The sequence below is a fragment of the Pseudomonas sp. N40(2020) genome, assembly GCF_014472415.1.
Classification (GTDB): Bacteria; Pseudomonadota; Gammaproteobacteria; order Pseudomonadales; family Pseudomonadaceae; genus Aquipseudomonas.
The window spans coordinates 1-11,665 of sequence record NZ_JACSZV010000074.1; the positions used below are offsets into that span (position 1 = coordinate 1).

The window sequence follows — 11,665 nt, forward strand, 5'->3', positions numbered from 1 at the left end:
CTGCGATCTTTTGATCTTGACCTTAAAAAACAAAATCAAAAGATCGCAGCCTTCGGCAGCTCCTACAGGGTCAAGCTTCAACCTTCGACAACTGCCAGCCAAAGTGCACCGAGGGCAATCGCAAGGCCAGACACGCCGCCGTGCCGACCAAGTCAGCCACCCGCACAATCCGCTCAACCCGGGACTTGCGCCCTTCGGGTGCTATTGAGTGACGCAACGCGTGGTGGTGATGTGTCGAGTCACCTGCTCATCGACATAAGCGTCGCCGGCCACCTCGGTATTCTCGATGACCTGGCAGGTACGCTCCGGCGGCGGAGGTGGCGTTACGGGTGGAGGTGGTGGTGGACTGGCACAACCGGCCAATAAAACTGCAAGAAAAGCCAACGGCAACACGCGTTTCCCAAGATTGTTCATAGGACGACCCGCGATAAATGGGAGACCAACTTGCGCGACCGAACCGGCCACGCAAGACCTGACCACTCATTCTTTATAGACGAGACGCTTGCAAGCGCCAGTAAACCGGACGTATCGGGGTGTTATGGCTGTCGATTTTGCGTTGGGACTCAGGCGATGATTACCAGGCAACCGAATTCCCGACCAAGCCAGCTCCCACAGAGATCTAAGCCAAATCAGTGTCAGTCGATGCGCGCAAAGAATTGCTCTCCAACTCATACCGCAACTCCTCAATCAACGCGTCCACCGACTCCGGCGTACGCAATGCTTTGAGCTTCAGCCCACTGATCACCAGATCCACCTGCCCTGACACCGGATGATAGAGCTTCACCGTCAGCGAATGATCCCCATCCACGGAACAATCACAGGCAAGCGGCGAAAAACTCTGCTCCAGCCGCGCACGCAACTGCGCAAGATTCATCATTGAAACTGTTCCTTAAGCCATTTCGAAGGGACACGATCCCGAGCCAGAAAAGACTCGTATCGCACCCCACCAGACTAAGAACAGCCCCTTCACACCAACACACTAATTTGCACCGATTGAACTAGTGCATTTGCACCCTATCGCTGTCCCTTGGTCCCCCCGCCGGAAAACAAACCCCGCTCCCGCGCCCAGACAATCGCCTCGCTACGGCTGTGCACATCCAGCTTGGAATACACCGTTGCCACATGATTGCGCACGGTGTTCGGCGCCAGTTTCAACCGCGCCGCAATCTCCTTATCCGCCAGCCCCTCGCAGATCAAGCCCAGCACATCGCGCTCACGCGCCGTCAAATCTGTGAACGACATACTCGGCAATTGTGGCGAGTTGACCCTCTTCACATTGGCCAGTTTCTCGATCAACGTGCGACTGAACCACGAAGCGTCTTTCATCACCTCTTCAATCGCCGCGACCAGCTCAAGCTCGGTACGCTTGCGCTCGGTGATGTCCATCAGCACCAGCAGATAGCACGGCATATCCTGAATATTGACCGTGTCGGCAGACACCGCGCACTCCAGCAGATCGGCATCCCGCTTGCGCACCCGCACGTCGACCCGATCAATCCGACCGTTCTTTTCCAGCGCCGTCAGCAACCGTGCACGCGCCCCGCTGTCGTCGATAAACTCCAGCTGCGTCACGGTTTTGCCCAGCACGTCGTCGCTGTCATAGGCCAGCGTATCGAGGAACGCCTGATTGACGTCGAGTACCCGCTGCTCATCGGCGCTACAAACCACAATCGGTACCGGGGTCAGGCGGAACGCTTTGGCAAATCGCTCTTCGCTTTGACGCAGCGCCACTTCCGCCTTGTGCCGCAACTCCATGTCGACGAAGGAAAACAGCATGCACTGCTCATCGTTAAGCAACAGCGGTTGCCCGGCGACGATCACTTGTTTGCTGCCGCCATCGGGCAGGCGCAATTCGGCCTGCATCTGCGGAATAGTCGCCACATCTTTCAGGCGTTGAATGGCCAGGTCCTTATGCTCGGCCTGTTCAAGAATGTCGATTTCATAGGCCGACGTGCCGATCACCTGATCGCGGGTATAACCGGTCATTTCCAGAAACCCCGGATTGACCTTGATGTAGCGCAAGTCGCTAAGACGGCAGATCACCGCCGGTGCGGGGTTGGCATTGAAAGTCTTTTCGAAGCGGTGTTCGGCGTTGGCCCAATCGGTGACGTCGCTCATGATCAGCACCAGCGACTCGGGCTGACCCTCGCGATCGGTCAGCACCATGCTGCGCACGCTGTGAACCCAGACACGCTCCGGGTCATCCACGGCGAACACCTCGATCAGCACGTCGCTGAAGGCTTCGCAGCGCGCCACTCGGCTGATCGGATAGTTCTCCGGTGGCACCATGTGATTGTTGCGATACCGCAGGCTGAAACGCTTGGCGTATTCGTCGGCGTTAGCGCCCAGCTCACCGATACGGCTGACGCCGTGCATGGCCAGCGCCGCTTCGTTGGCCCAGAGAATGCTCTGATCCAGCTCAAGCAGAATCACACCATCCGACAGCCCGGCGATGATCTGCTGCAACTGGCGACGATTGGTTTCGCGGGTCAGGACTTCCTGGCTCATTGGATCTCCACAAGTGATATGGCCATGTGAAGGTTACGACCGCAGCCGTGCGCGATCGTGCGCCTCGATCTCACACAACCCACATCCCTGTAGGAGCTGCCGAAGGCTGCGATCTTTTGATCCTGTTTTTTAAGATCAAGATCAACAGATCGCAGCCTTCGGCAGCTCCTACAGGGGGTCACTGCTCGACCAGTTCACGCAGCGTATCGAGAAACAACTTGAGCACCGGCGAGGCATCATCAGCGCGATAGGTAGCATACAGCGGCACTTCCGGCAACGCCGGGGTCAGCCGCCGAAACACCAGCCCCGCCGGCGCCAACTGCTCGATCGAGGCGGGTAATAGCGCCACGCCGAATCCCGCGCGCACCAGACTGAGCAAGGTCTGCACTTCGATCACCTGCTGGCGAATCTGCGGGGTGAACCCGGCCTGAATGCAGCACTGATAAAGGAAGTGGGCAAACCGCGACTGCTTCAATTCCAGCGCCACAAACGGTTCCTGCGCCAGATCCGCCGGGGCCAGCACCTCTAGGCTGGCCAGCGGATGATCTGCCGGCATGACCACATGAATCGGTTCGTAGATCAGCAATTCATTGCGCAACAACGGATCGTCATAGCCGACGCGAAATACACAGGCATCGATGCGTTTCTCCTTCAACGCCTTGACCTGCGCCGCCGGGGTCATCTCGTGCAAGCGCCAGATGACCTGCGGATAACGCTCGCGGAACAGGTGCAGGGCTTTGGGCAGCACACCGACCATCACTGAACTGATCATGCCGATTTCCAGTTCGCCGAGTTGCCCACGCCCGGTCTGGCGGGTCAGATCCAGCGCCCGCTCAAGCTGTTCGAAGACCAGCGGCGCCTGCTCCTTGAGCATCTGCCCCGCCGCTGTCAGCTCGACCCGATGATGACTGCGCTCGAACAGCGGCGTGCCCAGTTCCTCCTCCAGCAAGCGAATCTGCTGGCTCAGCGGCGGCTGGCAGATATGCAGGCGTTCGGCGGCACGCCCGAAGTGCAACTCATCAGCCAAAGCCATGAAATAGCGCAGTAGACGCAGGTCCATGGCGGCTTACCCCAGGCTCAACGGCGTCGAGCGCTGACGCACACCGGTCAGCGCGAACAACGCGTTGGCGATGGCCGGCACCACCGACGGACTGCCCAGCTCACCGACGCCGCCGGGTTTGCTCGGTTCGCCATCGAGCACGACGATATCGGTTGCGGGCATGTCGGACATGCGCGCCACGCGGTAGTCGTGGAAATTGCTCTGCACCACGCTGCCCTGTTTGATATCGAGCCGGTCGAACAACGCATGGCCCAAACCCCACATCAGCCCACCATAGATCTGCTCCTCGACGCCGCCCGGCGACACCGCCAGACCGCAATCGACCACGCAGGTGAGCTTCTCGACTTTGGCCTTGCCATCGACCGTGGCAACCCTCGCCACCACCGCGATAAAACTGGTGTAACCCTGATTGGTGGCGATCCCCAGCGCCGTGCCCGGAGGCAGCGTTTGGCCCCATCCGGCGCGCTCGGCAGCTTGCTTGAGCACCGCTACATGGCGTGGCCGCTCCTGCATATGAGCCAGGCGGAATGCGAGCGGATCGGCACCCGCCGCATGGGCCAGTTCGTCCATGAAGCCCTCCACGGCAAACACGTTGGGAATGAAACTCACCGAGCGATACCAGCCACTAGGCACGCCACTTTCGTGCTTGACCCAGTTCAAATCCAGATGCGGCGCACGATAGGCGAAGTCCCATGCGGTGATTGCTTCGGTGGTGCTGTAATCCATGTGATCCGGGCGCTCGAAGTAACCCGGCTCCCACTGCTCCGGCGAGGCGGGCGACACCGCGTGCAGTTGCAGCGCAGTGAGTTTGCCCTGGGCGTCTAGCGCGCCTTTGACCCGATGCAGCGTGGCCGGGTGATAGAACAGCGCGTGCATTTCATCTTCGCGGCTGTTGAGCAACTTAACGGGTACACCGGTTTGCTGCGCCAGATACGCCACTTCGAACAACCAGTACTTGGCCTCTCTTGCGCCGAAGCTGCCGCCGGACACCAACTCATGAATGGTGACGTTGGCTTTATCGATGCCGCAGACCGTTTGCGCCGCTTCCAGCGCCGAGGACGGCACCTGCACACCGCCCCAATATGTGATCGCCTTGTCCTTGACCTGCGCCGTGATACAGATCGGCTCCAGCGGGTTTTGCACCTTGTAAGGCATGGTGTAATCGGCTTCGATCAGTTTCGTCGCAGTTGGCCATTGAGCGCTAACATCGCCCTGGGTCATTGCTTTGACGGTTTGTGCTTTGGGATCGCCGATGGCTTTGGCCTGAGCGCTGAACAACTGGTCGCTGTCGAACCTGGCCAGCGGCGAATCACTCCATTTGATCTCCAGCACATTGCGCCCCTGCTGAGCCGCCCAGAACGTTTCCGCCAGCACGGCGACGCCTTCCAGATTGCCGCCGAGCACATCGGGCCGCCCCGGAATCGCGATCACCTTGCGCACACCCGGCACCTGCAAAGCGGACACCGAATCGACGCTGATCACCTTCGATCCAACCACCGGGGCGCGTTGAATCACCGCTACCAGCATCCCCGGCAATTGCACGTCGATGCTGTATTTGAAGCGTCCGCAGACCTTGGCTGCGGCATCACGTTTATGCCGCAGTTTGCCGATGTATTTGAATTGCGCCGGATCCTTCAGTTTGACGTTGGCCGGCGCCGGCAGATGCGCCGCCACGCCAACCAGTTCGCCGTAACCGAGGCTGCGTTGGCTCGATGGATGGACGACCCGGCCATCTTCGGTGGCGCAACTGTCGGGGCTGACTTTCCACTGTTTGGCCGCAGCCATGATCAACAACACCCGCGCCGTGGCACCGGCCATGCGCAAACGGTCGTATTCCAGCGACACACTGGTACTGCCGCCGGTCGAGAAGACTTTCCAGATCGGGTGAATGTAGGTTTCGAAAAACGGATCCTCCGGGGTGATCACCTGCACGGTCATCGGGTTGACGTCCAGTTCCTCGGCCACGCACGCGGCCAGCGCCGTTTGCGTGCCGGTGCCGGAATCGTGCTTGTGCACCACCAGTTTCACCGTGCCGTCAGGGAGTACACGCACCCAGGCATTGGGTTCGAATTCGCGGGCAGGGGCTGGTGCTTTCGGATCAGTGGCGGCGATGCCGGACGGCAGATACAGGGCAATCGCCAAACCTGAAGCCACGGTGACGGCTTGCTTGATAAATACCCGGCGCGGCAGTTCGACACCGCGATCGTCGATGAGGCTCATCACGCCTCCTTCGGCGCATTCGCCGCGCGTTTGATCGCTTTGTTGATCCGCCCGTAAGTGCCGCAGCGGCAGATATTCCCGGACATCGCGTTGCGGATCGAATCGTCAGTCACCGCCGCGCCGGTGTTGAGCAGCGCGGCCGCGGACATGATCTGCCCCGATTGACAGTAGCCGCATTGCGGCACATCTTCGGCGACCCAGGCCAGTTGCAGCGGATGGTTTTCTGTTGGCGACAAACCTTCGATGGTGGTGATGCTGTGGCCCGCGACGGCGGCCACTGGCATTTGGCAGGAACGTACCGCGACACCGTCCAGATGCACGGTGCAGGCACCGCAAAGGCCCATGCCGCAACCGAACTTGGTGCCGGTGAGTTTCAGTTGATCACGCAGTACCCATAACAAGGGCATGGAGGGGGACGCCTCATCCAGCTCGCGTCGTTCGCCGTTAACCGTGAATGCAATCATTGTCAGGCTCCAAAAGAGCGGCCCGTCTTTGTGCGGGCCTGGTGACCGATTATTGGAACCCTTGGCAAAACGCGGCCAGCGACGATTTCTGCCAACCGGTGTAAGCAGGACTAACAACATGTACAAGCGATACCCGTCGGTGCAGTCCATGAGCGCGTTTATCCACGCAGCGCGCAGCGGCAGTTTCTCCAGCGCTGCGCGCAAGCTCGACCTGACTCATAGCGCTATCAGCCAGCAGATCCGCGCGCTGGAAGATTTCATCGGCCAGCCGTTGTTCGTGCGTGAAGGTGGCGGCAGCAATCTCACCGATGCCGGGCAGTTGTTTGCCAGCGTGCTGTCGGATGGTCTGGCGCAGATTGATCGGGCACTGTCCTCGGTGAAAAATCGCAGCGTGGCGCAACGCCTGACGCTGGATGTCGACAGTGAACTGGCGCAGAGCTGGCTCAATCCGCGTTTGCCACAACTGCTCGATGGCTTGCCGGATTACGAGGTGACGCTGCTGTCGATGCCGCGCAGTGATCGCAGCACGTTCGAGCGGGTCGATCTGGCGCTGCGTTATGGCTATGGCGATTGGGATGACTGCGAGATGACCCAGATCTGTGGCGATCGGGTGTTGGCGGTGGCCTCTCCCGAGCTGCTGGAGCGCTATGGGTTGCAGTTGCCATTGAGTCCGGCGCAGGTGCTGGAATTGCCGTTGTTGGGGTATACGCGGCGCTCATGGATTCCGTGGCTGGATGCGGCCGGGATGCCTCCGGTAGAACCCCCGGCGCGGGTGGTGTTTGATAATGCGGCCAATCTGATTGCCGCCGCCGAGGCGGGTGTGGGTGCCGGACTGGTGCGGGGATTGTTGGCTGCCGATGCATTGCGCAATGGGCGGTTAGTGGCGTTGAACGAGGCGCAGATTGCGGCGCATTACAACCTGTATGCGGTGTGGCCGCATGGGCAAGCCGAGCGGGTTGGGCCGGTGGTTGAAGTGATCAAGCAGTTGGCTTTGCATACACACCACTGACGCTTTCGCGAGCAGGCTCGCTCCCACAGTTTGACCGCATTTCTCCAGTTGGAATGCAATCCCCCTGTGGGAGCGAGCCTGCTCGCGAAGGGTTCGGACAATCACCACAAAAACCAAAACCATATCGCCCAAGTATCACCACCGCGCCCAATTAATATTGTACGAATCCAACCCCTCCTCCCAATACTCGCCTCCAGCAGCCACCCACCCGGGCCGGATGCAACCAGGCGAGGGAATGCGCGTGTCTTGCGCATAGAAATGGCCGATTACCCGGGACGTGGATGCCGAGAGCCGCAAGGCTCCCTTCCCCGCTATCAGGAGATCGACTTCAATGATCATCGATATCAGCTGCTATCCCACCGATCTGGTGGACCTCGCCTGGAGGCATGACGGTGACCCGTTCACCGGCGAGCGTCTGCTGGAGATGATGGATGGCCCGTACATGGTCAACGGCAAACCTCGCCGCATCGACAAAGCCTTCATTCAGCCGCCGCAGGGCAACACGATTTACACCTGGACCGACGGCGAACTCTCGGGCCGCGAATCCATCGACGCCTATATGGCCTACACCCTGAAAATGGTCCAGACCTACCCCGACCGTTTCATCGGTTGCTTCGTCTACAACCCGCGCTGCGGTGTGCAGAACGGCGTCGAGGCGATCGAGCGCTACGTCAAGGAACACGGTTTCAAGATGGTCCAGATGCAGGCCAACATGCACGCCTACCGGCCTGATCGCGCACTGGACTGGGTGCGTCCTTGCTTCGAGAAGTGCGCCGAGCTGGGCATCCCGGTCAAGCTGCACACCGGCGACGGCCCTTACAGCATCCCGTCCGAATGGGTGCCGATGATCAAGGAATTCCCCAACGTCGATTTCATCATGGCCCACTTCGGCGTGCAGACCGGCGGCGTCTACGTGTTCGAACCGATGCAATGGGCAATGGAGCTGCCCAACGTTTACTGCGAATCCGGCTGGTGCCTGCAATCGCGAATCGTCGAATTCGCCAAGGTCTTGCCAACGCACAAGATTCTGTTCGGCACCGACACCCCGCCGAACGAACCGGGCATGTGGCTGCGTCTGCTCGAAGTGCTGTGCCACGAACCGCCGCAAGGCCTGAACCTCGACGAGGACACCCTCGAAGAGTACCTGGGCAACAACACCGCGCGGATGATCGGCCTAGAGCCAACGCCGCCACCGCGTTCCGTTTCCGAAGCAGAGGCGCAGCTCAAGCGCCCCGTCACCACCCAATTGGCCAGGAGCTGAAGCGATGATTATCGATACCCATCTGCACCCCACCAATCTGGTCGACGAGGCCTGGCGCCACACCGGCGAACCGTTCACCGGCGAGCGCATGCTCAAGCTGATGGACGGCCCGTACATGATCAACGGCAAGCCGCGCCGCATCGACATGGGTTTCATCCAGCCGCCACCGGGCAATACCGGTTATCGCGACGGCAACCGCCGAGGGCGTGAGGGCGTGCGCGATTACATGTCGTACATCGCCGAGCTCTGCATGAAGTACCCGGATCGCTTCATCGGCAACTTCAACTTCAACCCGCGCTGGGGGCCGGAAAACGGGGCGGCGGAGCTGGAATTCCACATCAAGGAATACGGTTTCAAGATGCTCAAACTGCACGCCAACATGCACGGCTATCGCCCGGATCGGGCCTTGGACTGGTTGCGTCCGGCAATGAAAGTCTGCGCCAAGTACAACATCGTCGTGCTGATCCACACCGGCGACGGCCCATACACGATTCCGACCATGTTCTACCCGATCATCCGCGAGTTCCCGATGGTGAATTTCATCATCGGCCACTTCGGCATCCAGACCGGCGGCAACTACTCGTTCGAAGCGTTCTGGATGGCCATGGACACGCCGAACGTGTACTGCGAATCCGGCTGGTGCTTCCAGTCGAGGATCGTCGAGTTCGCCAAGGAACTGCCGCGCAACAAGATCGTCTTCGGCACCGATTCACCGCCGAACGAACCGGGCATGTGGCTGCGTGAGCTGGAGGTGCTGTGCTCGCCGGCGCCGCAGGGGTTGGGGATTGATGAGGATCATCTGGAAGACTACCTGGGCAACAACATCGCCCGGTTGTGCGGGATCGAACCGACGCCACCGCCGAAGGATCTGGTTGAGGCAGATATTCGCCTGACCACCACGTATCTCTAGTTAACGCAGATCCCTGGGACACAAGAGAACCCTGTAGTGAGGGGATTCATCCCCTCGCCACAGTTAATCGCATTCCACAGGGGTTCCTCAGCTTTCATGTGGGCAACACAGCGACTTTACAGGCACGAAGATGACCCGGCGTTCGCTCGACCGGCAGGCCAACGGCTTGTTGATCGAATGCCTCTCACCCCTGCGCGCCTGCTTTTTACGAGGTGAAACCATGACCCGTTCGACGCTCGGCGACTCTCAGGACTTTCACGCGTTCATCGATGCCTATCGCCGTGAATACCCGGACGATGTGCTGACTATCACCCAAGCGCTTTCTGCCGATCAGGACGTCACCGCCCTGGTCGACGCCCTTGCCGGACAGGGCCGCGATCCGCTGCTGATCTGCGAAAACGTCGGCGGTCTCGGCGTGCCGGTGGCGACCAATCTGTTCGCCTCCCGCACCCGCATTGCCCGAATGTTTGGCGTCACTCCGGCGCAGCTGCACGAAACCTTCCAGACCCGTGCCAACCAGCCAATCCCGCCACGTTTCGTGAAAAGCGGCCCGGTGCTGGATGAAGTGTTCGAAGGTGAAACGCTGGATCTGGCGCTGCTGCCGATGCTCAAGCACTTCGACAGCGATCGCGGCCCGTACATCACCAACGCAATCATCATTGCCGAAGACCCCGTCACCGGCATCGCCAACATGAGCTATCACCGCTCGATGCGCCATGCCCGTCAGGCCCTCGCCACCAGCCTGCATTCACGCGGACACCTGTGGCGAATGCTGCAAACCGCCCGCGAGCGCGGTGAAGAGTTGCGGGTGGCCATGGTGGTCGGCGCGCACCCATTGTTCATGCTCGCCGCTGCTGCACGTTTACCCTACGGCAGCGATGAACGCGCGGTGGCGGGCGGCTTGTTCGGCGCGCCGCTGGAGCTGGTCAAGACGCCACGCTACGGCATCGGTGTACCGGCGTATGCCGAATTCGTGCTCGAAGGCGCAATTGATCCGACGGCTTACGCCGAGGAAGGCCCGTTCGGAGAGTTCAGCGGTTACTCCTCGGATCGCTCGACCAACAATGTGCTGCGTGTCGATACCCTGCTGCGGCGCAAGGACGCCTGGCTGGTCGATGTAATGGGCGGCCGCTACGCCGAACACCTGACACTGGCGCGACTGCCCCGTGAAGCGGAAATGAGCGAAAAGCTCAAGGCGCGTTTCCCTGCCGTCACGGCCGTGCACTACCCGAATTCCGGAACGCACTTTCATTGCTATGTGGCGCTGGATCAGAGCCGCGATGGCGAGGCGCGTCAAGTCATGCTGGCCCTGCTCGGCTGGGATCCGTACTTGAAAACCGTGATCGCGGTGGACAGCGATATCGACATCACGGATGACAGTCAGGTGCTGTGGGCACTGGCGACGCACTTCCAACCGCACCTGGACGTTTTCATGATCGACGGTTTGCCCGGCAGTCCACTTGACCCGTCGTCTTCGGTCAACGGCACCACGTCACGCATGGGGCTGGATGCCACGCGCGGTTCGGGTTTTGACGGGATCAGGGCGCAGCTCGATCCGGACGTGCTCGAACGTGCCCGGCAACTGATCAATGGGCTGCAATCGTGAACCGCCAACGGATGGTCGTCGGCATCAGCGGCGCGTCCGGGTTCATCTACGGCGTGCGCCTCCTGCAATTGCTCAACGAACTCGACATCGAAAGCCACTTGATCATCAGCCGCGCCGCGCTGCTGACCATGGCCCACGAAACCGACTACAAACTGGCCGATGTCACCACACTGGCTAGCCACTACCACCGCGCCGACGACGTCGCCGCCGGGATCGCCAGTGGTTCGTTCCGCTGCCTGGGCATGGTGGTTGCGCCGTGCTCGATGCGCACGTTGGCGGAGATCGCTACCGGTACCTCGTCGGGCCTGATCGGCCGCGCCGCCGACGTCACCCTCAAGGAACGCCGCACGCTGGTGCTGATGGCCCGCGAAACCCCGCTGACCCTGGCCCACCTGCGCAACATGACCGCCGTCACCGAAATGGGCGGAATCATCGCCCCGCCGGTGCCGGCCTTCTACGCCCGCCCGGAAAACCTCGCGCAAATGGTCGACCACAGCCTCGGCCGGGTGCTCGACCTGTTCGGCCTCGATGCCGGTACTGCCACCCGCTGGCGCGAAAACCCCGAACCCTGTGGTAGCGAGCCTGCTCGCGAAAGCGGTGGGTCAGTCGGCATCACCGCTCAATGAC

Annotated in this window: 11 protein-coding genes; 5 read left to right on the forward strand and 6 right to left on the reverse strand. The window is 60.7% G+C overall.

The genetic code is table 11. The features are described from left to right. Nucleotides 1–201 precede the first annotated feature (201 nt). The 6 genes from IAI51_RS27405 to IAI51_RS27430 all read right to left on the reverse strand — a co-directional run bounded on the left by IAI51_RS27405 (nt 202) and on the right by IAI51_RS27430 (nt 6,252). On the reverse strand, nt 202–414 hold the full coding sequence (locus tag IAI51_RS27405; protein ID WP_187681322.1) for a hypothetical protein: 213 nt from the start codon (nt 412–414) through the stop codon (nt 202–204). 205 nt (nt 415–619) lie between these two features. Next, complete coding sequence (locus tag IAI51_RS27410) at nt 620–877, reverse strand: DUF1652 domain-containing protein (RefSeq protein ID WP_187681323.1); 258 nt, start codon at nt 875–877, stop codon at nt 620–622. Nucleotides 878–1,014: 137 nt separating this feature from the next. Beyond that, nucleotides 1,015–2,508: a helix-turn-helix transcriptional regulator gene (locus tag IAI51_RS27415; protein ID WP_187681324.1), complete on the reverse strand. Its 1,494-nt coding sequence runs from the start codon at nt 2,506–2,508 to the stop codon at nt 1,015–1,017. A 178-nt stretch (nt 2,509–2,686) separates the two neighbouring features. Next, nucleotides 2,687–3,568, reverse strand: a complete 882-nt coding sequence (locus IAI51_RS27420; RefSeq protein WP_187681325.1) for a LysR substrate-binding domain-containing protein — start codon at nt 3,566–3,568, stop codon at nt 2,687–2,689. A 6-nt stretch (nt 3,569–3,574) separates the two neighbouring features. After that, the gene (locus IAI51_RS27425) at nt 3,575–5,788 is read right to left on the reverse strand and encodes a xanthine dehydrogenase family protein molybdopterin-binding subunit (protein WP_187681326.1); all 2,214 of its coding nucleotides are present in this window, start codon (nt 5,786–5,788) and stop codon (nt 3,575–3,577) included. Then, complete coding sequence (locus IAI51_RS27430) at nt 5,788–6,252, reverse strand: (2Fe-2S)-binding protein (protein ID WP_187681327.1); 465 nt, start codon at nt 6,250–6,252, stop codon at nt 5,788–5,790. Before IAI51_RS27430 ends, IAI51_RS27425 begins: the two co-directional genes overlap by 1 nt. A gap of 118 nt (nt 6,253–6,370) precedes the next feature. Here IAI51_RS27430 and IAI51_RS27435 point away from each other — a divergent pair, with 118 nt between their 5' ends. The 5 genes from IAI51_RS27435 to IAI51_RS27455 all read left to right on the forward strand — a co-directional run bounded on the left by IAI51_RS27435 (nt 6,371) and on the right by IAI51_RS27455 (nt 11,664). Continuing rightward, nucleotides 6,371–7,261, forward strand: coding sequence for a LysR substrate-binding domain-containing protein (locus tag IAI51_RS27435; protein ID WP_187681328.1), 891 nt, complete (start codon nt 6,371–6,373; stop codon nt 7,259–7,261). Nucleotides 7,262–7,592: 331 nt separating this feature from the next. Further along, on the forward strand, nt 7,593–8,522 hold the full coding sequence (locus tag IAI51_RS27440) for an amidohydrolase family protein (protein WP_123535936.1): 930 nt from the start codon (nt 7,593–7,595) through the stop codon (nt 8,520–8,522). A 4-nt stretch (nt 8,523–8,526) separates the two neighbouring features. Then, nucleotides 8,527–9,432: an amidohydrolase family protein gene (locus tag IAI51_RS27445; RefSeq protein ID WP_034152486.1), complete on the forward strand. Its 906-nt coding sequence runs from the start codon at nt 8,527–8,529 to the stop codon at nt 9,430–9,432. Nucleotides 9,433–9,652: 220 nt separating this feature from the next. Then, nucleotides 9,653–11,038, forward strand: a complete 1,386-nt coding sequence (locus IAI51_RS27450; protein WP_187681329.1) for a UbiD family decarboxylase — start codon at nt 9,653–9,655, stop codon at nt 11,036–11,038. Between the two features lie 11 nt (nt 11,039–11,049). Then, nucleotides 11,050–11,664: a UbiX family flavin prenyltransferase gene (locus tag IAI51_RS27455; protein ID WP_187681330.1), complete on the forward strand. Its 615-nt coding sequence runs from the start codon at nt 11,050–11,052 to the stop codon at nt 11,662–11,664. Nucleotide 11,665: the final 1 nt, after the last annotated feature.

What these genes read in the sequence shown, in the direction of transcription:
- IAI51_RS27420 (WP_187681325.1), bottom strand. Translation starts at nt 3,568, where the DNA reads ATGGACCTGCGTCTACTGCGCTATTTCATGGCTTTGGCTGATGAGTTG.
- IAI51_RS27410 (WP_187681323.1), bottom strand. Translation starts at nt 877, where the DNA reads ATGATGAATCTTGCGCAGTTGCGTGCGCGGCTGGAGCAGAGTTTTTCG.
- IAI51_RS27450 (WP_187681329.1), top strand. Translation starts at nt 9,653, where the DNA reads ATGACCCGTTCGACGCTCGGCGACTCTCAGGACTTTCACGCGTTCATC.
- IAI51_RS27445 (WP_034152486.1), top strand. Translation starts at nt 8,527, where the DNA reads ATGATTATCGATACCCATCTGCACCCCACCAATCTGGTCGACGAGGCC.
- IAI51_RS27455 (WP_187681330.1), top strand. Translation starts at nt 11,050, where the DNA reads ATGGTCGTCGGCATCAGCGGCGCGTCCGGGTTCATCTACGGCGTGCGC.
- IAI51_RS27430 (WP_187681327.1), bottom strand. Translation starts at nt 6,252, where the DNA reads ATGATTGCATTCACGGTTAACGGCGAACGACGCGAGCTGGATGAGGCG.
- IAI51_RS27435 (WP_187681328.1), top strand. Translation starts at nt 6,371, where the DNA reads ATGTACAAGCGATACCCGTCGGTGCAGTCCATGAGCGCGTTTATCCAC.
- IAI51_RS27425 (WP_187681326.1), bottom strand. Translation starts at nt 5,788, where the DNA reads ATGAGCCTCATCGACGATCGCGGTGTCGAACTGCCGCGCCGGGTATTT.
- IAI51_RS27440 (WP_123535936.1), top strand. Translation starts at nt 7,593, where the DNA reads ATGATCATCGATATCAGCTGCTATCCCACCGATCTGGTGGACCTCGCC.
- IAI51_RS27415 (WP_187681324.1), bottom strand. Translation starts at nt 2,508, where the DNA reads ATGAGCCAGGAAGTCCTGACCCGCGAAACCAATCGTCGCCAGTTGCAG.
- IAI51_RS27405 (WP_187681322.1), bottom strand. Translation starts at nt 414, where the DNA reads ATGAACAATCTTGGGAAACGCGTGTTGCCGTTGGCTTTTCTTGCAGTT.